The 22,605-nt window shown below is 73.9% G+C and carries 22 protein-coding genes; 16 read left to right on the forward strand and 6 right to left on the reverse strand.

The genetic code is table 11. The features are described from left to right. Positions 1-27: 27 nt before the first annotated feature. From E6P78_RS19645 to E6P78_RS19680, 8 genes are all read left to right on the forward strand, one after another. Positions 28-1,194, forward strand: a complete 1,167-nt coding sequence (locus E6P78_RS19645) for an acyl-CoA dehydrogenase family protein (RefSeq protein WP_136204923.1) — start codon at positions 28-30, stop codon at positions 1,192-1,194. After that, on the forward strand, positions 1,191-2,159 hold the full coding sequence (locus E6P78_RS19650; protein WP_136204924.1) for a MaoC family dehydratase N-terminal domain-containing protein: 969 nt from the start codon (positions 1,191-1,193) through the stop codon (positions 2,157-2,159). Before E6P78_RS19645 ends, E6P78_RS19650 begins: the two co-directional genes overlap by 4 nt. Then, on the forward strand, positions 2,159-3,277 hold the full coding sequence (locus E6P78_RS19655; RefSeq protein WP_136204925.1) for an acyl-CoA dehydrogenase: 1,119 nt from the start codon (positions 2,159-2,161) through the stop codon (positions 3,275-3,277). Before E6P78_RS19650 ends, E6P78_RS19655 begins: the two co-directional genes overlap by 1 nt. Continuing rightward, positions 3,274-3,723, forward strand: coding sequence for a MaoC family dehydratase (locus tag E6P78_RS19660; protein ID WP_136204926.1), 450 nt, complete (start codon positions 3,274-3,276; stop codon positions 3,721-3,723). Before E6P78_RS19655 ends, E6P78_RS19660 begins: the two co-directional genes overlap by 4 nt. Next, positions 3,720-4,901, forward strand: a complete 1,182-nt coding sequence (locus E6P78_RS19665; protein ID WP_136204927.1) for a lipid-transfer protein — start codon at positions 3,720-3,722, stop codon at positions 4,899-4,901. Before E6P78_RS19660 ends, E6P78_RS19665 begins: the two co-directional genes overlap by 4 nt. Beyond that, positions 4,898-5,752 carry a MaoC/PaaZ C-terminal domain-containing protein gene (locus tag E6P78_RS19670; RefSeq protein ID WP_136204928.1) on the forward strand — a complete coding sequence of 285 codons (855 nt, stop codon included), beginning with the start codon at positions 4,898-4,900 and terminating at the stop codon, positions 5,750-5,752. Before E6P78_RS19665 ends, E6P78_RS19670 begins: the two co-directional genes overlap by 4 nt. After that, positions 5,745-6,560, forward strand: coding sequence for a 2-keto-4-pentenoate hydratase (locus tag E6P78_RS19675; protein WP_136204929.1), 816 nt, complete (start codon positions 5,745-5,747; stop codon positions 6,558-6,560). The genes E6P78_RS19670 and E6P78_RS19675 overlap by 8 nt, the downstream gene beginning before the upstream one ends. A 99-nt stretch (positions 6,561-6,659) precedes the next feature. Then, positions 6,660-7,601: a 3-oxoacyl-ACP reductase gene (locus E6P78_RS19680; RefSeq protein ID WP_136204930.1), complete on the forward strand. Its 942-nt coding sequence runs from the start codon at positions 6,660-6,662 to the stop codon at positions 7,599-7,601. A 58-nt stretch (positions 7,602-7,659) separates the two neighbouring features. On the opposite strand, the gene E6P78_RS19685 is transcribed toward E6P78_RS19680, so the two are convergent. Next, on the reverse strand, positions 7,660-8,271 hold the full coding sequence (locus tag E6P78_RS19685; RefSeq protein ID WP_206307849.1) for a TetR family transcriptional regulator: 612 nt from the start codon (positions 8,269-8,271) through the stop codon (positions 7,660-7,662). Between the two features lie 179 nt (positions 8,272-8,450). Between E6P78_RS19685 and E6P78_RS19690 the strand changes: the two genes are divergently transcribed. From E6P78_RS19690 to hsaA, 4 genes are all read left to right on the forward strand, one after another. After that, entirely contained in the window at positions 8,451-10,010 is a 1,560-nt protein-coding gene (locus tag E6P78_RS19690; protein ID WP_136204931.1) for an FAD-dependent oxidoreductase, read from the forward strand. 111 nt (positions 10,011-10,121) lie between these two features. Then, on the forward strand, positions 10,122-10,916 hold the full coding sequence (locus E6P78_RS19695; protein WP_136204932.1) for an SDR family NAD(P)-dependent oxidoreductase: 795 nt from the start codon (positions 10,122-10,124) through the stop codon (positions 10,914-10,916). 73 nt (positions 10,917-10,989) lie between these two features. Continuing rightward, positions 10,990-12,606, forward strand: a complete 1,617-nt coding sequence (locus E6P78_RS19700) for a FadD3 family acyl-CoA ligase (RefSeq protein ID WP_136204933.1) — start codon at positions 10,990-10,992, stop codon at positions 12,604-12,606. A 39-nt stretch (positions 12,607-12,645) separates the two neighbouring features. Then, positions 12,646-13,812, forward strand: coding sequence for a 3-hydroxy-9,10-secoandrosta-1,3,5(10)-triene-9,17-dione monooxygenase oxygenase subunit (gene hsaA, locus E6P78_RS19705; protein ID WP_136204934.1), 1,167 nt, complete (start codon positions 12,646-12,648; stop codon positions 13,810-13,812). A 65-nt stretch (positions 13,813-13,877) separates the two neighbouring features. On the opposite strand, the gene E6P78_RS19710 is transcribed toward hsaA, so the two are convergent. The 5 genes from E6P78_RS19710 to E6P78_RS19730 are packed head-to-tail and all read right to left on the reverse strand — an operon-like array spanning position 13,878 to position 18,805. Further along, positions 13,878-14,657 (reverse strand): SDR family oxidoreductase, encoded by a 780-nt coding sequence (locus E6P78_RS19710; RefSeq protein ID WP_136204935.1) that lies wholly within the window; start codon positions 14,655-14,657, stop codon positions 13,878-13,880. A 38-nt stretch (positions 14,658-14,695) separates the two neighbouring features. Further along, positions 14,696-15,769 (reverse strand): acyl-CoA dehydrogenase family protein, encoded by a 1,074-nt coding sequence (locus E6P78_RS19715; protein WP_136204936.1) that lies wholly within the window; start codon positions 15,767-15,769, stop codon positions 14,696-14,698. A gap of 26 nt (positions 15,770-15,795) precedes the next feature. Further along, positions 15,796-16,782: an acyl-CoA dehydrogenase family protein gene (locus E6P78_RS19720; protein ID WP_136204937.1), complete on the reverse strand. Its 987-nt coding sequence runs from the start codon at positions 16,780-16,782 to the stop codon at positions 15,796-15,798. Further along, the gene (locus E6P78_RS19725; RefSeq protein ID WP_136204938.1) at positions 16,782-17,957 is read right to left on the reverse strand and encodes an acyl-CoA dehydrogenase family protein; all 1,176 of its coding nucleotides are present in this window, start codon (positions 17,955-17,957) and stop codon (positions 16,782-16,784) included. Before E6P78_RS19725 ends, E6P78_RS19720 begins: the two co-directional genes overlap by 1 nt. Continuing rightward, positions 17,957-18,805 (reverse strand): enoyl-CoA hydratase, encoded by an 849-nt coding sequence (locus tag E6P78_RS19730; protein ID WP_136204939.1) that lies wholly within the window; start codon positions 18,803-18,805, stop codon positions 17,957-17,959. The genes E6P78_RS19725 and E6P78_RS19730 overlap by 1 nt, the downstream gene beginning before the upstream one ends. Before the next feature lie 48 nt (positions 18,806-18,853). On the opposite strand from E6P78_RS19730, the gene E6P78_RS19735 reads away from it, so the two are divergent. The 4 genes from E6P78_RS19735 to E6P78_RS19750 are packed head-to-tail and all read left to right on the forward strand — an operon-like array spanning position 18,854 to position 22,593. Then, on the forward strand, positions 18,854-20,020 hold the full coding sequence (locus E6P78_RS19735) for an acyl-CoA dehydrogenase family protein (protein WP_136204940.1): 1,167 nt from the start codon (positions 18,854-18,856) through the stop codon (positions 20,018-20,020). Continuing rightward, positions 20,017-20,802, forward strand: a complete 786-nt coding sequence (locus E6P78_RS19740) for an SDR family oxidoreductase (RefSeq protein WP_136204941.1) — start codon at positions 20,017-20,019, stop codon at positions 20,800-20,802. Before E6P78_RS19735 ends, E6P78_RS19740 begins: the two co-directional genes overlap by 4 nt. A 5-nt stretch (positions 20,803-20,807) precedes the next feature. Continuing rightward, on the forward strand, positions 20,808-21,401 hold the full coding sequence (locus E6P78_RS19745) for a TetR/AcrR family transcriptional regulator (protein ID WP_136204983.1): 594 nt from the start codon (positions 20,808-20,810) through the stop codon (positions 21,399-21,401). Positions 21,402-21,435: 34 nt separating this feature from the next. Beyond that, positions 21,436-22,593 carry an acetyl-CoA C-acetyltransferase gene (locus E6P78_RS19750; RefSeq protein ID WP_136204942.1) on the forward strand — a complete coding sequence of 386 codons (1,158 nt, stop codon included), beginning with the start codon at positions 21,436-21,438 and terminating at the stop codon, positions 22,591-22,593. Positions 22,594-22,605: the final 12 nt, after the last annotated feature.

The raw sequence follows: 22,605 nt of genomic DNA on the forward strand, positions 1-22,605 counted from the left end.
CCCGGCGACAACCGAGGAGAACCACACATGCAACTGCGCGAGAGCGCCGCGCACCAGGAGCTGCGGCGGGAACTGCGGGCGTACTTCGCGGGACTGATGCCCGAGGAGGAGCGCCGCCGCGTCGGTGAGGAGGGCGTGGGCGGCGACCGCTTCCGCGAGGTCGTCAAACGGCTCGGCTCCGACGGCTGGCTGGGGCTCGGCTGGCCCACCGAGTACGGCGGCCAGGGCCGGTCCGCCGAGGACCAGTACGTCTTCTTCGACGAGGTCCAACGAGCCGGTCTCCCCTTCCCGTTCGTGACCGTCAACACCGTCGGCCCGACCCTGATGGCGCACGGCTCCGAGGAGCACCGCAAGCGGTTCCTGCCCGGCATCCTCTCCGGCGACATCGTCTTCGCGATCGGCTACACGGAACCCGGGGCCGGCACCGACCTCGCCTCGCTGACCACGCGTGCGGTCCGGGACGGCGACGCGTACGTGGTCGACGGCAGCAAGATCTTCACCAGCGGCGCCAACACCGCCGACTACGTGTGGCTCGCCGCCCGCACCGACCCGGACGCGCCCAAGCACAAGGGCATCTCCATCCTGATCGTGCCGACCTCGGACGACGGCTTCTCCTGGAGCCCGATCCGTACCGTCGGCGGGATGACCGTCACCGCGACGTACTACAGCGGCGTACGCGTCCCCGCCGGTGACGTGGTCGGTGAGGTGGACGGCGGCTGGCGGCTGATCACCGCCCAGCTCAACCACGAACGCATCGGCCTCGCCGCCCTCGGCGGCCGCATGATCCAGCTGTGGGAACGGGTCCTCGATCTGGCCCGGGAGAACGGTACGGCCGACATCCCCTGGGTGCGGGCGGAGTTCGCCCGCACGTACGCCCGGCTGGAGGCGATGCGGCTGCTGAACTGGAAGATGACCGCCGCCGTCGCCGACCACACCCTGACCGGCGCCGACGCGGGCGCCGCCAAGGTCTACGGCACCGAGACCCACATCGACGTCCAGCGCGGCCTGACCCAGATCCTCGGCGCGGCCGGCCGCATCCGGCCCGAATCACCGGGCGCGGCCCTCGCCGGCCAGGTCGAACAGCTCTCCCGCCAGGGCATCGTGAACACCTTCGGCGGCGGCGTCAACGAGGTGCTGCGCGACATGGTCGCCACCCAGGGGCTCGGGCTGCCGCGCGCGGGGCGTGGCGCATGAGCGGCGACGGGCGGCGAGCGGATTACGAGGAACGGCTCCAGGCCTTCACCGGGCGCCAACTGCGCCCCCGCACCCCGGGCCAGGACCCCGTCAACCAGCCGATGATCCGCCACTGGGCGGAGGCGATGGGCGACACCAACCCGGTGTACACGGACGCCGGCGCGGCCCGCGCCACCGGCCGTCGGGGGGTGGTGGCACCCGCCTCGATGGTCCAGGCGTGGACGATGCGCGGATACGCGGCCACCGCGAGCCCACCGGGCGGCGAAGACGGCTTCGGGGCGCTGGTGGCCCTGCTGGACGAGGGCGGCTACACCTCCGTGGTGGCCACCGACTCCGAGTTCACCTTCCTGCGGGAGCTGGTGCCGGGGGACCACATCGCCGTCAGCGAGAGCGTCGAGTCCATCTCGGCGGAGAAGCGGACCGGGCTGGGGCCCGGACGCTTCGTCACCACCGTGAAGACCTACACCGACGGCGACGGCGAGACCGTCGCCACCCAGCGCTGGCGCACCCTGAGGTTTTGCCCGCCGAAGGCGGAGGAGGCCCCCGCACCCCCGCCCGCCCTGCGCCCGCGGCCCGCCGTCAACCGGGACAACGCCTTCTTCTTCGAGGGCGCCGAGCACCACCGGCTGCTCATCCAGCGCTGCGCCGACTGCTCCCTGCCGCGCCACCCGCCGGGCCCCTGCTGCCCCGCGTGCGGGTCGCCGGAGTGGGACACCGTCGAGGCGGGCGGCCGGGGCGAGGTGTACAGCTTCGTCGTCAACCACCACCCGAAGCACCCGGCGTTCGACACCCCGTACCTCGTCGCCGTCGTCGCACTCGCCGAGGGCACCCGGCTCATCACCAACCTGACCGGTGTCGCCCCCGAGGACGTCACCATCGGCATGCCCGTCGTCCTCGACTGGCTCGACGCCGACCCCGATCTGACCCTGCCGGTGTTCCGGCCCGCCCCGACGGAGGCGCCCTGATGGATTTCTCCCTGGGAGAAGAGTTCGAAGCGGTGCGTGACCTGGCCCGGGAGATCCTCACCGACCACGCCACGCCCGAGCGGCTGCGCGAGGTCGAGTGCTCCCCGGCCCGCGTGGACGAGCGGCTGTGGGCGGACCTCGCCTCGGCCGGACTGCTCGCCGCCGTGCTTCCCGAGCGCGACGGCGGCGCCGGGCTCGGCATGGCCGGCCTCTGCGTCCTGCTCCGGGAACAGGGCCGGCGGGTGGCCCCGGTCCCGCTGTGGCCCGCGCTGACGGGCGCGCTCACCGTCGCCGCCCACGGCACGGCCGAGCAGCGGTCGGCCCTGCTGCCGGGCCTGGCGGACGGCAGCGCGCGGCTCACCGTGGCTCTGGAGGAGTTCGGCCCGTCCGGTCCGCTCGCGCCCCGCACCGCCGCGGCCGAGGACGGGACCGGCTGGCGGCTCACCGGCGTCAAGGCCGTGGTGCCCGCACCCGCCGGCGCGGCCCACGTCCTGGTCACCGCGACGGCGGGCGCCGGCCCCGGCGTCTTCCTGGTCGCCGCCGACGCCCCCGGGGTGAGCTGGGAGTACGCCGAGACCACCAGCCACGACATGAGCGCCCACCTCACCCTCGACGGCGCCCCCGCCGAGGCCGTCGGCACACCGGGCGACGAGGTCTGCGGCCGGCTCGTCCGGCACGCCTGGCTCGCCCTGGCCGCCGTCCAGGCCGGGGTCGCGGACGGGGCACTCGGCCACGCGGCCGGCCACCTGCGCGAGCGCGAGCAGTTCGGCCGCCCGCTCGCCACCTTCCAGGCCGTGCAGCACCAGCTCGCCGACTGCTACATCGACATCGAGGCCATGCGGGTCACGCTGTGGCACGCCGTGGACGCGCTGGCCGAGCCGTTCGACGCCCTCGCGGCGGACCGGGCCGCGCTCGTCGCCAAGTGGTGGGCCGCCGAAGGGGGACTGAACACCGTCCACCGGGTGCAGCACGTGCACGGCGGCATCGGCGTCGACTCCGACTACCCGGTGCACCGCCACTTCCTGTGGGGCAAGCAGATCTCCACCACCCTGGGCGGGGCGGGCGCCGGCCTTGACCACCTGGGTGCCCTGCTGACCGGCGGGGTGGTGACCGCATGACCCCGCAGCCGGACACCGCGCTCCCGCCCACCCGTACGTACGACGAGGTGGCCGTCGGGGAGGTGCTTCCCGAGCTGGCCGTCCCCGTCACGCGCACCCTGATCGTCGCCACCGCGCTCGCGAGCCGCGACTTCCAGGACGTGCACCACGACCCGGCGCTCGCCCGGGAACGCGGCTCGAAGGACATCTTCATGAACATCCTGACCAGCAACGGACTGGTCGACCGGTACGTCACCGGCTGGGCCGGCCCCGCCGCCGTCGTCAAGGCCATCCGCATCCGGCTCGGCGCCCCCAACCACCCCGGCGACACGATGGTGCTCACCGGCACCGTCACCGGGAAGTCCGACACCGACCGCCACGTCGAGATCGCCGTCCGGGGCACCAACAGCCTGGGCGCCCACGTCACCGGCAGTGTGTCGGTACAACTGCCGGGGGAGGGCCGATGAGCAGGACTCCCCTGTCGGGGACCGCCGCCGTGGCCGGGATCGGCGCCACCGAGTTCTCCAAGAACTCCGGCCGCAGCGAACTCCGGCTCGCCTGCGAGGCGGTGCTCGCCGCCCTGGACGACGCGGGGCTGACCCCCGCCGACGTCGACGGGCTCGTCACCTTCACCGCCGAGACCAACTCCGAGATCCACGTGGCGCGGAACACCGGGATGGGCGAGCTGACGTTCTTCTCCCGCATCGGCTACGGCGGCGGCGCCGCCTGCGCGACCGTGCAGCAGGCGGCCATGGCGGTCGCCACCGGGGCCGCCGAAGTGGTCGTCTGCTACCGGGCGTTCAACGAACGTTCCGGCGAGCGCTACGGGCTCGGGCAGGCCGACCGGCCCATGGACACCACGGCGGACCGGGCCGCCTACGCCTGGATGACACCGTTCGGGCTGAGCACCCCGGCCCAGTGGGTGGCCATGTTCGCCCGCCGCTACCTCCACGAGTACGGGGCCACCACCGACGACTTCGGCCGGGTTGCCGTGGTCGACCGCAAGCACGCCGCGAACAACCCGGCCGCCTGGTTCCACGGACGCCCCATCACCCTCCAGGACCACCGCGACTCCCGCTGGATCGCCGAACCGCTGCGGCTGCTGGACTGCTGCCAGGAGACCGACGGCGGCCAGGCCCTCGTGATCGTCTCCGCCGAACGCGCCCGTGACCTGCCCCGCCCCCCGGCCGTCATCCGCTCGGCCGCCCAGGGACTCGGCGCCGACCAGCACATGATGACCAGCTACTACCGCCCCACCATCACCGGCATCCCCGAAATGGGCCTGGTGGGCCGCCAGTTGTACGGGCAGAGCGGTCTCGGCCCCGGCGACATCGACGCGGCCGTGCTCTACGACCACTTCACCCCGCTGGTCCTTCCCCAGCTGGAGGAACTGGGCTTCTGCCAGCGCGGCGAGGCCAAGGACTTCATCGCGGACGGCCACCTCGAACTCGGCGGCTCCCTGCCCTTCAACACCCACGGCGGGCAGCTCGGCGAGGCGTACCTGCACGGCATGAACGGCATCGCGGAGGGCGTCCGGCTGATCCGGGGCACCTCGGTCAACCAGCCCGACCGGGCCGACCACGTCATGGTCACCGCAGGCACCGGAGTCCCCACCAGCGGGCTGATCCTGGGGGCCGACCGATGACCGCCTCACCGTGGCAGGGCCGCGCGCTCGGCACCCGTACCGTCTCCTGGACCGCGCGGGACGCGATCCTGTACGCACTCGCCGTCGGGGCCCCCGCCGACCGCCTCGACCTCGTGTACGAGGAACGCCTGCGGGTGCTGCCCACCTTCGCCCTGACCCTGGCCCAGTGGGCGCCCGACGCACTCGGCGCTCTCGGTGCCTTCGACACCACCACCGCCGTGCACGGCAGCCAACGCCTCGTCGTCCACCGGCCGTTGGAGCCGGACGGGGAGCTGACCGCCACCGCCCGGGTCTCCCGGGTGTGGGACAAGGGCTCGGCCGCCGTCTTCGACGTGGAGGTGGACTGCGCGCACTTCACGGCCACCTGGTCACTCTTCGCCCCCGGCGCCGGAGGCTTCGGCGGCGCACGCGGCCCGGCGGCGCCGCGCCGCCCCGACCATGTCGCCGAGCACACCGCGACCGCCGCCACCCACTCCCGGCAGGCGGCGCTCTACCGGCTCCTAGGCGACCGGCACGCCATGCACATCGACCCGCGGGCGGCGAAGGCCGCCGGAGTGCCCCGGCCCTTCCTGCACGGGCTGTGCACCCTCGCCGCGAGCCTGCTGCCCCTGGCCGGCCGGCTCGGCGCGCACCCCGCCGACCTGGTGGAGCTGGACGCCCGGTTCGCCGCCCCCGTCTTCCCCGGCGACCGGCTCGACGTGCGGGGCTGGGACGCCACCGAGGGCGACCAAACCCCCGGGGGCGCGGCGGTGCTCTTCGAGGCGTCCACCGGCGACCGCAGGGTCCTGACCGGCGGGCGGGCCCGCTTCGCCCCCGCCGCAACCGCTCTTGAGGAGACCCCCGATGCTTGAGACCGCACAGCGCGCCGAGGCCGCCGACCGGCTGTGGACCGCCCAGCGCGAGCGGACCCCCGTCGAGCCGCTGACCGCCGCCTACCCGGACATCGACGCGGCCGACGCCTACGAGATCCAGCTCATCAACATCCGCAGACAACTCGCTCAGGGGCGTACCGTCCACGGACACAAGGTCGGCCTGTCCTCGAAGGTCATGCAGCGGATGATGGGCGTGGACGAACCCGACTACGGCCACCTGCTCTCCGACATGGTGCTCGGCGAGGACACCCCCGTCGACACCGGCCGCTACTGCTTCCCCCGGATCGAGGTCGAGATCGGGTACGTGCTCGGCCGGAGCCTGCCCGGCGAGAGCTGCACCACCGCCGACGTCCTGGCCGCAACCGAGTACATCGTCCCCGCCATCGAACTCATCGACAGCCGCATCAGGGACTGGCGGATCGCGCTGGCCGACACCATCGCCGACAACGCCTCCTCCGCCGGGGTGCTCCTCGGCGCCGCCCGCGTCCGCCCGGCCGACCTGAATCCCGCAGACATCGCCGCCGTGCTGTACCGGGACGGCGAGGAGATCACCCGGGGCAACACCAGTGCCGTGCTAGGGGACCCCACCGAGGCCGTCGCCTGGCTGGCCCGCAAGGTGGCCTCCTTCGGCGTGACGCTGGAAGCCGGACACGTCGTCCTGCCCGGCTCGTGCACCGCGGCGGTCGACGTGCGCCCGGGCGACGCGTTCCGCGCCGACTTCGAAGGACTCGGCTCCGTGTGCGTCGCCTTCGCCCGCTCAACGGGACAGGACGGCACCGGAAACTGAAATCAATACTAGTTTCGTCGTCGAAGGCGCACCCCGACCGCAACCCCGGGGCCGCGCCGCCCCATCCACCGGCTCGACGGAACACCGGAAAGAGGCAGCATGAGCGCGACGAACACCCCCTCGGCGAACACCCTGGAGGGGCGTACCGCCGTCGTCACCGGCGCCGGAGCGGGGCTCGGCCGCGCCGAGGCACTGGCCCTGGCGGCGCTCGGGGCCAATGTGGTGGTCAACGACGTCGGCCCGTCGGCCGAGGACGTGGTCACCGAGATCAAGGAGCTGGGCAGCGGCGCGGTCGCCGTGACGGGGGACGTGGGGGACTGGTCGATGGGCGACCGCCTGGTGCAGGCCGCCGTGGAGACCTTCGGCGGCCTGGACATCGTCGTCAACAACGCGGGCGTGCTGCGCGACAAGATGCTGTTCAACCTCACCGAGTCCGACTGGGACGACGTGATCCGCATCCACCTCAAGGGGCACGCCGGTCTCTCCCGCGCCGCCGCCGTGCACTGGCGCGCCGCGAGCAAGGCGTCCGGCACCCCGGTCTACGGCCGGGTCGTCAACACCTCGTCCGAGGCCTTCCTGTTCGGCGCCCCCGGCCAGCCCAACTACTCCGCCGCCAAGGCCGGCATCACCGCGCTGACCCTGGCCACCGCGCAGGGCCTGGCCCGCTACGGGGTGCGCGCCAACGCCATCTGCCCCCGGGCCCGCACCGCCATGACCGCCGACGCCTTCGGCGAGGGCGCCACCACGCCCGGCGGCCTGGACATCATGGCCCCCGAGCGCGTCGCCACCCTCGTCGCACACCTGGCGTCACCGGCCGCCGACGGGATCAACGGGCAGGTCTTCGTCGTCTACGGCGACATGGTCGCCCTGCTCGCCCCGCCCACCGTGGAGAAGAAGTTCACCGCCGCCGACGGTACCTTCACCCCGGCGGAGCTCGACGGCCTGCTGACGCCCTACTTCGAGGGCCGCGACCCGTACCGGACCTACGCCGCCTACAGCGTCGCCGGACTCGACACGACGGGCACGCAGCAGCCCCGCTGAACCGGCGCACCCACGTAACCGACGCACCGACCCGGCCGGCGCACCCGCGCGGGCCGGGTCAGTCCGCGTCCGGGGCCGGTGCGAGCAGCAGACGGCACGCCATCCGCAGATCGGCGTCGGCCTCCTGAGGGGTGAGCCGTTCGTTGAGCCGGGACTGCAGGACCCCGTACCAGAGCAGGACCAGCAGCCGCAGCCGGGCGATGTGGTGTTCCGTGGGCTGCTCGACCTCCCAGGCCCGCAGCAGCAGGTCGAGGAAGCCCGAGTCGATCCGGGCCAGGTCCGGCACGGTCGAGGCGCGGGCGGCGTTCGACGACTGGATCATCGCGGTGGCGAGCGTCGGCCTGCGCAGCAGGTTGCGGGTCGCGCTGCCCAGCGTCTCGAAGACGGCGTCCTCGGGCGAGGCGCCCGCCGGGCGCTCGGGCACCCGCGCCGCGAACCCCTCGATCTGGTCGGCCATCAGCGCGGTGAACAGGTGGGTCTTCGACGGGAAGTACCGGTACAGGGTGGCGATGGCCACCCCCGCGCCCTTCGCCACCTCGTGCATCTGCACCCGTTCGAGGCCGGTCGCGGCGGCGAGGTCCGCCGCCGCCTTCAGGATGCTCTGACGGCGTGCGCGCTGGCGGGGCGAACTGGGCTCGGCCCCCGCCCTGGCCTCGGCGATTCTGGGCACGCTCCCCTCCTCCCGGCGTTCGGTTCATGTCAACGGCCTCCGACAATACGCGTCCCCGCCGCCCGCGTCAGGTGCGCCCGCCCGCCGTACCGGTCAGCGGGACCGGCCCCGCCGCAACCGCCCCGGAAAGGGTCTGCTGAGGCCCGCACGACCACCGAGCGGCAGAAGGGGCACACCTCATGCGGGACGGCCAGGACTGGGACGCCACCCACGACGTGATCGTCGTCGGGTCCGGCGCGGGAGCGATGACGGGGGCCCTGACGGCCGCCGGGGACGGCCTCGACACCGTCGTACTGGAGCGCACCGCGCTGCTCGGCGGCACGTCCGCCTACTCGGGGGCGGCCTGCTGGCTGCCCGGCACCCAGGTACAGGAACGCGCAGGCCTCGGTGACTCGGCGGAAGACGCCCGCGACTACCTGCGGGCCCTGCTCGGTGACCTTGAGGCGGTACGCAGGGACGCCTTCCTGAGCCACGCACCCCGCCTGGTCGCCCAGCTGGAGGAGGACCCGGCCCTCGCGTTCCGCTGGCAGGCCTTCCCGGACTACGTCGCCGCCCCCGGCCGCATGGACGCCGGCCGCTCCTTCGTCCCGCTCGACCTGGACCCTGCCGAGCTGGGCGACCTCGCCCGCCTGGTACGCCCGGCAGTCGACCGGGACCGGGCCGGTCAGGGACACCCCGACGCCCCGCTGAGCCAGGGCCGCGCCCTGATCGGCCGCCTCCTGCTGGCCCTCAGCCGCACCGGCAACGCCGAGATCCGCACCGGCCACCACGTCACCGGGCTGACCACCGAGGACGGCCGGATCACCGGTGTCGAGGCCCGCACCCCGCACGGCACCGTCCGGATGCGGGCCAGGCGCGGGGTCCTGCTGGCCGCCGGCGGCTTCGAGGGCGAGGACACCCTGCGCACGGAGCACGGGGTGCCCGGCCGCGCCTCGTGGAGCATGGCGCCCCGGGGGACCAACACCGGGGAGCTGCTGCGCGCCGCCGTCGAGGCGGGCGCCGCCACCGCGCTCCTGGACGAGGCCTGGTGGTGTCCGGGGACCGAGCTGCCCGACGGCTCGGCCGCCTTCACCCTGGGCCTGCGCGGTGGCCTGATGGTGGACGGGTCGGGGCGGCGGTTCGCCAACGAGTCCCTGCCGTACGACCGCATGGGCCGGGCCATCGCCGCCGCCCAGGGAGCGGACGCGTCCATCCACCTGATCTTCGACTCCCGGGAGGGCGGCGCCCTGCCCGCCATCGCCGTCCCGCCCACCGCACCGGCGGAGCACCTGGCGGCCGGCACCTGGGTGCGGGCGGGGTCGCTGCCCGAGGTCGCCGGGCTCATCGGGGTGCCGGCCGCCGCCCTCGCGGAGACCGTCGGCCGCTTCAACGGGTTCGCCGCCTCCGGCACCGACGAGGACCACCACCGCGGCGAGGACCCGTACGACCTGTTCTTCGCGAACCGGGCCGACGCACCCGGGCCCAACCCCTGCCTGGTCCCGCTCGACCGCCCGCCGTACTACGCGGCGCGGCTGGTCCTCGCCGACCTCGGCACCAAGGGCGGTCTGCGCACGGACGCGGACGCGTGCGTCCTGGACGCGGCGGGCCGCCCGTTGCCCGGCCTGTACGCCGCCGGGAACACCAGCGCCTCGTTCACCGGCCGCGTCTACCCGGGCCCCGGCGTCCCCATCGGCACCGCCATGGTCTTCGCATCCCTCGCCGTCCGGCACATGGCCGGCCGGCCCGCCGAAACCCCCTGACCCGAGGGCCGCGCCCCGGACATCCCGGCCAGTGGGATGCCCGGGGCGCCGCCCCGCGGACCCGCTCTACGGTCGCGGCACCGGGCCCGGCCGGCAGGAGAGAGGTACTCGATGATCGACAAGAGCCTTTACGGACCGTGGGCGGTCGTCGCCGGAGGGTCCGAGGGCGTGGGCGCCTCCTTCGCCCACCAGCTCGCGGACGCCGGGATCAACCTGATCCTGATCGCCCGCAAGCCCGGCCCCCTGGAGGAGACCGCCGCCCGGGTCCGCGCCCGGGGCGTCGAGGTCCGCACCCTCGCCCTCGACCTGCTCGACCCCGGGGCTGCGGACAAGGTCCGGGCGGCCACGGACGGGCTGGAGGTCGGCCTGCTGGTCTTCAACGCCGGGGCCAACAGCTACGGCCACGAGTTCGTCACCGGCGACCTGGACCGGGTGCAGGGCGTCCTGGACCTCAACATCACCGCGCAGCTCGCCCTGACCCACCACTTCGGCGCCCTGATGAAGGAACGGGGCCGGGGCGGCATCCTGCTCGTCGGCTCGCTCTCCGGCTACCTCGGCCAGGCGCAGATCAGCGTCTACTCGGCGGCCAAGGCCTTCGGCCGGGTCTTCGCGGAGGGCCTGTGGCTGGAGCTTCGGCCGTACGGCGTGCACGTCCTGGAGCTGGTGCTCGGCGTGACCCGCACCCCCGCCATGGAGCGCGCCGGGCTGCGCATGGACCTGCCGGGCCTACGGGTCGCCGAGCCGGACGACGTCGCCCGGGAGGGGCTGGAACACCTCGCCGACGGCCCCGTCCTGGTCGCGGGCGGCAACGCCCCGGCGGCCGAGAAGCGCAGCGGATTCCCGCGCGCCGAGCTGGTGCTCGGGGCCCACGAGGCGTCCCGGCGGCTCCTGCCGCCGTCCTCCTGACACCGACACCGACGCCCTGCCCTGCCCGCCGCACCCCCGTCCACGGCGCGAACCGCCCCCTCCCGGAGAGCAGATGAGCGAGACCGAGCACCCCCTCACGATTCCCGGCGCCCTCGCCCTCGCCGCCGGCCGCCACCCCGGCCGGGACGCGGTCGTGGACGGCGACACCCGGCTCACCTGGGCACAGCTGCGCGACCGGGTGCACGCGGCCGTGAAGTCGCTGATCGCCCTCGGTGTCCGGCCCGGCGACCGGATCGCCGTCTGGGCACCCAACAGCCACCACTGGGTGGTCGCCGCGCTCGCCGCCACCTCGGCCGGGGCGGTGCTGGTCCCCGTCAACACCCGCTACCGGGGCGACGAGGCGCGCTGGCTCCTGGAACGCGGCGGGGTGCGGCTGCTGTTCGTCGAGAACGGCTTCCTGGGCAAGGACTACCTCGCCATGCTCGGGGCGGGCCCGGAAGCCGGCCGGGAGGACCGTCCGGTGCCCCGACTGCCCGCCCTGGAAAGGGCCGTGGTCTTCGACGCATCGGACGAGGACGGCGACGTACCGAGGCGTCCCGGCACCCTGCCGTGGGACAGCTTCCTGCGCGAGGGCGCGCGGCTGTCCGACGCCGAGGTCACCGCCCGGGCCGCCGCCGTACACCCCGACGACCCGTCCGACCTGCTCTTCACCTCGGGCACGACCGGCCGCCCCAAGGGCGCCCTGACCACGCACCGGCAGAACCTCGCCACGTACCGGGCCTGGAGCAGCCGCACCGGGGTCACCGGTGACGACCGCTGTCTGGTCGTCAACCCGCTGTTCCACTGCTTCGGCTACAAAGCCGGTGTGCTCGCCTGCCTCGTACGCGGCGCCACCATGGTCCTCCAGCCGGTGTTCGACGTGGAGCGGGTCCTGCGCGCCGTCGAGGCCGAGCGGATCACCGTGCTCCCGGGCCCGCCCACCATCTACACCGAACTGCTCGACGCGCCCGCCCGGCACCGGTTCGACCTGTCGTCGCTGCGGCTCGCGGTGACCGGTGCCGCCGTCGTGCCGGTCACCCTCGTCCGGCGGATGCGCGCCGAACTCTTCCCCGACGTACTCACCGCCTACGGGCTGACCGAGAGCTGCGGCACGGTCACCGTCTGCTCGGCCGACGACGACGCCGAGACCGTCGCGCTCACCGCGGGCCGCCCCATCGACGGCACCGAGGTGCAGATCCGCGACGGCGACGGCCTCCCACTGCCCGCCGGCCGGGACGGCCGCATCCTGGTGCGCGGCTTCCACGTCATGCTCGGCTACCTGGACGACCCGGCGGCGACCGCGGCGGCCGTCGACGCCGGCGGATGGCTCGACACCGGCGACATCGGCCACCTCGACGCACGCGGCAACCTGGCGATCACCGGACGCTCCAAGGACCTCTTCGTCGTCGGCGGCTTCAACGTCTATCCGGCGGAGGTCGAGCAGGTGCTCGCCGGGCACGACGCCGTCGCCGAGGCCGCAGTGGTCGGGGTGCCCGACGCCCGCCTCGGCGAGGTCGGCCGCGCGTTCGTGACGGTCCGGCCCGGCGCCGGGGCCGCCCCGGACGACCTGATCGCCCACTGCCGCGAGCGGATCGCCAACTTCAAGGTCCCGCGCGAGGTCGTGGTCCTCGGGAGCCTGCCGCGCAACGCCACGGGCAAGGTGGACAAGGCCGCCTTGCGCACGATCTGACCGCACCCCTCACGGTGCGAGGAGCGAGGGAGAGCGACGATGGGCAACGAGGTTCTGGAGTCGGTACGCGCCCTGCTGCCGGCCATCGAGAAGCGGGCCGTCACCACGGACGAGGAACGGCGGATACCGGATGCCACGATCCGCGAGCTGACCGGGGCCGGCGTGTTCCGGATGCTCCAGCCGGCCCGCTACGGCGGCCTGGAGGGCGACCCGGCCGACTTCTACCAGGTGGTGCGGGCGATCTCCGCCGTCTGCTGCTCCACCGGCTGGGTGGCCTCCGTCCTCGGGGTGCACCCCTGGCAGCTGGGCCTGTTCCCCAAGCAGGCGCAGGAGGACGTGTGGGGGGAGGACCGGGACACCCGGGTCTCCTCCTCGTACGCACCGGTGGGCCGGCTCACCCCCGTCGACGGCGGCTACGAACTGGCCGGGCGGTGGAGCTTCTCCTCCGGCTGCGAGCACGCCTCCTGGGCGCTGCTCGGCGCCCTCGTCGTCGGGGCGCAGGGCCGCCCCGTGGACTTCCTCACCGTCCTGGTGCCCCGCCGCGACTACCGGATCGAGGACATGTGGGACGTGGTCGGGCTGCGGGGCACCGCCAGCAACGACATCATCGTCGAGTCGGCGTTCGTACCGGCCCACCGGGTGCTGCGCAACTACGAGCAGGCCCGGCTGAAGGTGCCGGGGCAGCAGGTCAACCCCGGCCCGCTGTACCGGCTGCCGTTCGGCGCGATCTTCACCAGCGCCATCACCGCACCGGTGATCGGCGCGGTGTCCGGCGGCTACGCCTCGTACGTGCAGCGGATGAAGGAGCGGGTACGGCTCAGCCTGGGCGGCGGCAGGTTCACCGAGGACCCCTTCGCCCAGGTCGCCATCGCCCGCGCGGCCTCCGACATCGACGCGACCGTGCTCCAGATGGACCGCAACCTGCGCGAACTGTCCGAACTCGCCGCGGCGGGCCGGGAGATACCCATGGAGCTGCGCCTGCGCACCCGCCGCGACCAGGTCCGGGGCACCGAGCGTGCCGTCGCCGCGATCGACCTGCTCTTCAAGACCGCCGGCGGCAACGCGCTGCGGCGCGGCAACACCGTCGAACGCGCCTGGCGCGACGCCCACGCGGGCAGCGTCCATGTCGCCAACGACGTGGAACGCGCGCTGGCCATGTACGGCCGGGGCGCCTTCGGCCTGACCGTCGAGGACAACCTCGTCTGACCCCGGTCGCACAACACAGCGGTCCCGGACCCCCGCGAGGGTCCGGGACCGCTGTGCGTACGGGGTCAGCGGGCCGTTCGCGCGGCGAGGTAGCGCGCCGGGAACTCGCCGCCGCCGTGCACCGCCAGGTCCGCGCCGCTGATGTATCCGGAGAGCCCGCTCGCGAGGAACAGGCAGGCGCGCGCCACGTCCTGGGGGACCGCCATCCGTTCCATCGGGATGACCGCCGCCACCGCGGCCCCGCCGTCCGCGCCGTAGACCGAGGCGGCGCTCTCGGTGCGGATCAGGCCCGTGGTGATGTGGTTGACGCGGACCGCGGGCGACCACTCCAGGGCGAGCGCCTTGGTGAGGGCCAGCAGCCCGGCCTTGGCGGCGGTGTACGCGGCGGTGCCGGGCTGCGGGTCATGGGCGGAGACGCTGCCGATGTTGATGACCGTGCCCCCACCCTCCTGGGCCCGCATGACGCGGTGGGCCGGCTGCGCCACGTAGAAGGGGGCGAGGAGGTTGAGCGCGACGATCTTCTCCACGAAACGCGGCGAGACGGTGGCCGCGTCAGCGTCGGGGGAGCCGCCCGCGTTGTTGACGAGGACGTCGAGCCGGCCGAACCGCTCCACCGCGGCGTCCACCAGCGCGGACGCCGCCTCCGGGTCGCGCACGTCGGCCGGTACGAAGACCGCCTCGCGGCCCCCGGCCGACGGGAGGGCCCTCGGGGCGCTCCGGCCGCAGACCACCACGTCGGCCCCGGCGGTCAGGAACGCCTCGGCGACGGCGGCGCCGATGCCCTTGGTGCCGCCGGTGACCAGCACCACGTGCCCGGTGAAGTCCAGGGGGTTGCCCATGTCCATGGTGTCGCGCTCTCCTGTCTCGGTCTGCGGAGATCCGTTCATCGGGCGGCCAGGCCGAGCCCGGCGGCGAGCCGTTCCCGGTGGTGCGCGGGCGCCCCGAACAGCTCGCCCGCCCCGTGCGCCCGCTTGAAGTAGCGGTGCGCGTCGTGCTCCCAGGTGATGCCGATCCCGCCGTGCAGCTGGATCATCTCGCCGGCCACCGCCGAGAACGCCTCGGAGCAGACGGACTGGGCGACGGCGGCCGCCCGGGGCAGCGCGCCCGGGTCCTCGTCGGCGGCGAACGCGGCACCAAGCGCCGCCGAACGCGCCGACTCCACCAGCACGTAGGCGTCCGCCAGCCGGTGCTTGACCGCCTGGAACGAACCGATGGGCCGGCCGAACTGCACCCGGTCCCCGGCGTATCCCACGGTGAGCTCCAGGCAGCGTTCGGCCGCCCCCACCTGCTCCGCCGCGAGGGCCGCACAGGCCAGGTCCCGTACGTGCTCCAGGTGGTGCCCGCCGTCGTCGTCCCGGCCCAGGAGGCGCCCCTCGGCCCCGTCGAACACCCAGCGCGCCAGGGCCCGGGTGGCGTCCATGGTCACGAGGGGTTCCCGGCGGACCCCGGAGGCGCCCGGGGCCACCTCGAAGAGCGAAACCCCGGCGTCGGTACGGGCGGCGACGACCAGCACGTCGATGTCCGGCCAGTCGAGGACGTACTCCTTCACCCCGGTCACCAGCCAGCCGCCACCGGGGCGCGCCACGGCACGGGCGCGTAGCGCCGCCCCGTCCCACGACCCCTGCTCCGCCCAGGCCAGGGCGCCCACCGACGTGCCCCCGGCGAGCCCCGGCAGCAGCCGGCCGCACGCCTCCTCGTCGCCGGAGGCAAGCAGGGCCCCCACCGTGAGCACGGCGGAGCCCAGACAGGGCAGCGGGCTCAGGACCCGGCCCAGCTCCTCCATCAGCACGTGGACGTCCCGCGCCCCGCCGCCGGCCCCGCCGTACGCCTCGGGCACGGCGAGCCCGGCGACGCCGATCTGCTCGCTCAACGGCGCCCATGCCGGCGCCCCTTGATGTCGCGTCAGTAGCGACCGTACGGCCGACCTCAGCTCTTCCTGCTCCTGCGTCAGCCTCATCGGACTGCTCTCCCCTCGGTGTGCGGTCAGGCGGCCAGTACGCGGGCCCGGCAGGCGGCCGGGGTACCCCAGGCGTCGCGCAGCGGCCGGGCCTTGCGTATCCACAGGGACAGGTCGAGCTCATCCGTGTAGCCCACCGCTCCGTGCAGTTGGAGGGCGGTGCGCGCGGCCCCGTACGCGGCCTCGCCCGCGGTGACCTTGGCGGCGGCGATCTCCCGGCCCGCCCCCTCGCCGCCGGCGGCCAGGGCGAGCGCGGCGCCGTGCACCAGCGGCTCGGCGAACTCCAGGGCCAGCAAGGTGTCCGCCAGGCGGTGCTTGACGCTCTGGAAGGACCCGATCGCCACCCCGAACTGGGTGCGCCCGGTGACGTATGCGACGGTGCGGGCCAGCAGCGTCCGGCCGACGCCGAGGGCCTGGGCCGCCGTGGCGAGCGCGGCGACCTCGGCCGCGTACGCGGCGGCGGCCCTCACCTCCGGGCCCCGGGCCACGACCGCCCCGCCCGACGGCCGCGCGAGCCGCCGCCCGGGGTCGACGGAGGGCTGCACGGGCCCCGGACCGTCGGCCACCCGCAGCGCGTCGTCGTCCACGACGAACACCGTGCCGGCCGCGTCCGCGTCCAGCGCGTACGGGCCGAGCGCCGTCACGCACAGCGAGACCACGGACGCGCCCGAGGCGATGGCGGGCAGGTGCTCGGCGGCGAGGCGCTTGTCACCGAGCCGGTCCAGCAGGGCCGTCGCCGCCACCGTCTCGACCAGCGGTCCGGGGACGGCGTGCCGGCCCAGCACCTCGAAGGCGACGGCCAGTTCGACGGGCAGCGGGCCGAAGCCGTCGTGCTCCTGGGGCACCGCGAGGGCGAAGAGCCCGGCCTCGGCCAGGCGCGCCCAGACGGCCCGCCCCGGGCCGTGGTCGCCGGCCGCCCAGGACCGCACCGCGGCCGGGACGTCCGAGGAGGTGAGCAGGCCGTCGAGGGAGCGGGCGAACTCCCGCTGCTCCCTGTCGAGGAGGAAACGCATCAGCGGCGTCCCTTCGGAAGGCCGAGCAGCCGCTCGGCGATGATGTCGCGCTGGATCTCGTTGGTGCCCGCGTAGATCGGGCCGGCCAGTGCGAAGGTGTACCCCTCGGACCAGCCGCCGCCGTCCGGCGCCTCGGAGGCGTGGTCGGCCAGTTCGCCGCACGGGCCGAGCAGGTCGAGGGCCGTCTCGTGCAGGGCGATGTCCAGTTCGGACCAGTAGATCTTGTTGAGGCTGGAGGCGGCCCCGGCGGGACCGCCCTCGCCGTGCAGGACGCGGGAGGCACCCGCGTAGGAGAACAGCAGGTAGGCGCGGGCGCCGATCACCGCGTCCGCGACCCGGTCGCGCAGCGCCGTGTCCGCCGGGTCGCCGTGTTCGCGCCACAGGGCGGTGAGCCGGTCCGCTGCGGCGGTGAAGCGGCCGGGGCTGCGCAGGGTGAGGCCGCGCTCGTTGCCGGTGGTGCTCATCGCGACCCGCCAGCCCTGCCCGGGTTCGCCGATGACGTCCTCGTCGGGGACGAACACCTCGTCCAGGAAGAGTTCGGCGAAGGCGGGCTTCCCGTCGAGCCTCCCGATGGGCCGCACGGTGACGCCCTCGGCGTCCAGCGGGAACATCAGATACGTCAGCCCCCGGTGCGGCCTGTCCGCGTCCGGGTCGCTGCGGAAGAGGCCGAAGGCCCGGTCGGCGAACGCGGCCCGCGACGACCAGGTCTTCTGCCCGCTGAGCAGCCAGCCGCCCTCGGTCCGTACCGCCGTCGACCGCAGCGAGGCGAGGTCGGAACCGGACTCCGGCTCCGACCAGGCCTGCGCCCAGATGACCTCGCCCCGCGCCATCGCGGGCAGGACGCGGGCCCGCTGCTCGGCGGTGCCGTGCTCGAAGAGCGTCGGGGCCAGCAGGTTGATGCCGTTCTGGCTGACCCGGCCCGGCGCCCCGGCGGCGTAGTACTCCTCCTCGAAGATCAGCCAGCGCAGCAGGGACGCGCCGCGCCCGCCGAACTCCTCGGGCCAGGAGACCACCGACCAGCGGTCGGCGGCCAGGACGGCTTCCCACTCCCGGTGCGCGGCGAAACCCTCGGCGGTCTCCAGGGAGGGCAGGGCGGTGACGGGGACGTGTGCGGCGAGCCAGTCGCGTACCCGCGTACGGAACGCCTCGTCCGCCGCGTCGAAGTCGAGGTCCATCAGCCGCCCGCCTTCTTCATCGCCCGGATGTCCATGCCGCCGAGCGCGTCCGGCGCGGTCTCGGCGTTGTGGGCGTGCGCCAGGTGGTGCAGGCCGAACACCGAGTCCATGCCGGTGTGCAGGCCCTGCAGGTCCTCGGCCTGGTTGACCGCGCGCTTGGTCAGGGCCAGGCCCATGCGCGGCATCTCCGCGATGCGCAGCGCCAGTTCGTGGCTGCGGTCGGCCAGTTCCTCGCGCGGGACGACCCGGTTGACCATGCCCACCTCGTACGCGCGCCGGGCGCTCATCCGGTCGCCGGTGAACAGGAACTCCTTGGCGATCCGGGGCGGCATCACCCAGGGGTGGGCGAAGTACTCGACGCCGGGGATGCCCATGCGGACCACGGGATCGGCGAAGAACGCGTCCTCGGACGCCACGATCAGGTCGCACACCCAGGCCAGCATCAGACCGCCCGCCACGCACGCGCCCTGCACGGACGCGACGACCGGCTTCGGCAGCTCGCGCCAGCGCCGGCACATGCCGAGGTAGACCTCGGACTCACGGGCGAAACGGCTCTCCGCGCCCTCCTTGTCCGAGTGGTCCCACCACAGCCCCGCCCGCCGCTCGAACGGCAGGTGCGCGTCCCGCTCCGGGGTGCCGATGTCGTGGCCGGCGGAGAAGTGCTCGCCCGCCCCGGCCAGGACGACGGTCTTCACCTCGTTGTCCTCGGCCGCGTGGTAGAACGCCCGGTCCAGGGCGTAGGTCATCGCGGAGTTCTGCGCGTTGCGGTAGTCCGAACGGTTCATGGTCACCGTCGCGACCGGGCCCCGCTTCTCGTAGCGCACCGGTTCGTCATGGGCAGCGGACATCGTGGCCCCTCCTTCCCTAACAAGTGTTTGGTAGATTAACGTACCCCCATGAGCAGCGTCGAGGAGTTCCGCACCGAGATCCGCGGCTGGCTGGCCGCCCGGCTCACCGGGTCCTTCGCGGGCCTGCGGGGCCGCGGCGGCCCCGGTCGCGAACACGAGGCCTTCGCCGAACGGCTGGCCTGGGAACGGCACATGGCCGCCGAGGGCTGGACCTGTGTGGGCTGGCCGAAGGAGCACGGCGGCCGGGGCGCGACCATCGAGCAGCAGGTCGCCTTCCACGAGGAGTACGCCCTGGCCGACGCGCCCGCGCGGGTCAACCACATCGGCGAGCAGCTGCTCGGGCCGACGCTGGTGGCCTTCGGCACACCCGAGCAGCGGGCCAGGTTCCTGCCGCCGATCGTCGCCGCCGAAGAGCTGTGGTGCCAGGGCTACAGCGAGCCCGACGCCGGCTCCGACCTGGCGAACGTACGCACCAGGGCCGAGCGGGACGGCGCGGACTGGGTCGTCACCGGGCAGAAGACCTGGACGTCACTGGCCCACGAGGCGCAGTGGTGCTTCGTGGTCGCCCGCACCGAACCGGGCTCCACGCGCCACCGGGGCCTGTCCTACCTCCTGGTCCCGCTCGACCAGCCCGGCGTCGAAATCCGGCCCATCACCCAGCTGACCGGCACCAGCGAGTTCAACGAGGTCTTCTTCGACGGCGCCCGCACCCGAGCCGAGCACATCGTCGGCGCCCCCGGCGACGGCTGGCGCGTGGCCATGGCCACCCTCGGCTTCGAACGCGGCGTCTCCACCCTCGGCCAGCAGGTCGGCTTCCGCCGCGAACTGGAAACCCTCATCGCCCTGGCCCGCCGCAACGGCGCCGCCTCCGACCCACTGATCCGCGACCGCCTCGCCCGCGCCTGGACCGGCCTGGAGACCATCCGCTGCAACGCCCTGCGCATGCTCGACGGCGTCGCGGCCGGCGCCCCCGGCCCCGAGGCGTCCATCGGGAAGATCTACTGGGCCACCTGGCACCGCGAACTCGGCGAACTGGCCATGAGCGTCCTGGGCGCCGGCGGGATGACCGCGCCCGCAGAGCCCTACGAACTCGACCACTGGCAGCGGCTGTTCCTCTTCTCCCGCGCCGACACCATCTACGCCGGGTCCAACGAGATCCAGCGCAACATCATCGCCGAGCGCGTCCTCGGCCTCCCCAAGGAGCTGCGCCCATGACGACCCAGCCGGCCTATGTACCGGGCCACCACCTCCTGGACGGGCGCACCGCGGTGATCACCGCCGCCGCCGGTGCCGGAATCGGCGGCGCGACCGCCCGCAAATTCCTGGAGGAAGGTGCCCGGATCGTCATCGGCGACGCCCACGAACGCCGCCTCCGGGAGAGCGCCGCGGCGCTCGCGGAGGAGTTCGGCGCGGACCGGGTCGCCGCACTGCCCTGCGACGTCACCGACCAGGAACAGGTCGACGCCCTGTTCGCGCTCGCCGCCGAACGCCACGGCCGGCTCGACGCCGTCGTCAACAACGCCGGCCTCGGCGGCACCGCCGACCTCGTGGACATGACCGACGAGCAGTGGGCCAAGGTCCTGGACGTCACCCTGAACGGCACCTTCCGCTGCACCCGCACCGCCCTGCGCCACTTCAAGGACAGCGCCACCGGCGGCATCGTCGTCAACAACGCCTCCGTCATCGGCTGGCGCGCCCAGCGCGGCCAGGCCCACTACGCCGCCGCGAAGGCCGGCGTCATGGCCCTCACCCGGTGCGCCGCCCTGGAGGCCGCCGACTTCGGCGTACGCGTCAACGCCGTCGCCCCGAGCCTGGCCATGCACCCGCACCTGGTGAAGGTCACCACGCCCGGACTCCTCGCCGAACTCACCGTGCGCGAGGCCTTCGGCCGGTATGCCGAACCCTGGGAGATCGCCAACGTCATCGTCTTCCTGGCCAGCGGCTACTCCTCGTACATGACGGGCGAGACCGTCTCGGTGAGCAGCCAGAGGGCGTGACCGCGATCACCCCGCACCCCAACGCCGAACGACGCGCCGAACTCCTCGCCACCGCTGCCCGGGTCTTCGCCGAGCAGGGGTACAACGCCACCACCGTCCGCCGCATCGCGGACGCCGCCGGAATGCTCGCGGGCAGCCTCTACTACCACTTCGACTCCAAGGAGGCGATGCTCGACGAGATCCTCACCGCCTTCCTGGACGAGCTGTGGGCGTGCTACGACACCGTGCTCGCCGCCGGACTCGGCCCCCGGGAGACCCTTGGGGCGCTCGTCACCCAGTCCTTCCGGCAGATCGACCGGCACGGCCCCGCGGTCGCCATCTACCAGAAGGAGTCCAAGCACCTCGCCGCCCAGCCGCGCTTCGCCCATCTCGCCGGGTCACAGCCGAAGTTCGAGAACGCCTGGCTGCGCACGCTGGAACGCGGCGTCGCGGAAGAGGCATTCCGGGCCGACCTCGACGTCCGGCTCGTCTACCGCTTCGTCCGCGACACCGTCTGGGTGGCCGCCTCCTGGTACCGGCCCGGCGGCACCCACAGCGCGGAGGCGATCGCCCGCCAGTACCTGTCCATGGTCCTCGCCGGCATCACCGCGCGCGCTTGACACCCCCTCACCACCCTCACTCCAAGGAGCAGTCATGGCCGAGGCCTACATCATCGAAGCGGTCCGCACCCCGGTCGGCCGGCGCAAGGGCGGTCTGTCCGCCGTCCACCCCGCCGACCTCGGGGCCCATGTCATCAAGGCGCTGGTAGAGCGCGGCGGCATCGACCCGGCCGCCGTGGACGACGTCGTCTTCGGCTGCCTGGACACCGTCGGCCCCCAGGCCGGGGACATCGCCCGCACCGCCTGGCTCGCCGCCGGCCTGCCCGAGGAGGTGCCCGGCACCACCGTCGACCGGCAGTGCGGCTCCTCCCAGCAGGCCGTCCACTTCGCCGCCCAGGGCGTCATGTCCGGCACCCAGGACCTGGTCGTCGCCGGCGGCACCCAGAACATGTCGATGATCCCGATCGCCTTCGCCAGCCGCCAGGCCGCCGAACCCCTCGGCCTCACCGACGGCCCCTACCTCGGCTCCCAGGGGTGGCGGGCCCGCTACGGCGACGCGCCCGTCAACCAGTTCCACGGCGCCGAACTCATCGCCGAGAAGTGGGGCATCTCCCGCGAGGACATGGAGCACTTCGCGCTCCGCTCGCACCAGCGCGCCCTGCACGCCATCGACGAGGGCCGCTTCGCCCGCGAGACCGTCGCGTACGGGGACGTGACCGTCGACGAGGGGCCGCGCCGGGACACCTCGCTGGAGAAAATGGCGGGCCTCAAGCCGGTCGTGGAGGGCGGCCGGCTGACCGCGGGCGTCTCCTCGCAGGTCTCCGACGGGGCGTCCGCGCTGCTCATCGCCTCCGAGCGGGCCGTCGCCGAGCACGGCCTGACGCCCCGGGCCCGCATTCACCACCTCTCGGTGCGCGGTGAGGACCCGATCCGGATGCTCTCCGCACCCATCCCGGCGACCGCGTACGCGCTGAAGAAGGCCGGCATGTCCATCGGCGACATGGACCTGGTGGAGATCAACGAGGCGTTCGCCCCGGTCGTCCTGGCCTGGCTGAAGGAGACCGGCGCCGACCCGGACAAGGTCAACGTCAACGGCGGCGCCATCGCCCTCGGCCACCCGCTCGGCGCCACCGGCACCAAGCTGATGACGACCCTCCTGCACGAGTTGGAGCGCACCGGCGGCCGCTACGGCCTCCAGACCATGTGCGAGGGCGGCGGCCAGGCCAACGTGACGATCATCGAACGCCTCTGAGGGGCGGGGCGG

The sequence above is a fragment of the Streptomyces sp. A0958 genome (assembly GCF_004795035.1).
Lineage (GTDB): Bacteria > Actinomycetota > Actinomycetes > Streptomycetales > Streptomycetaceae > Streptomyces.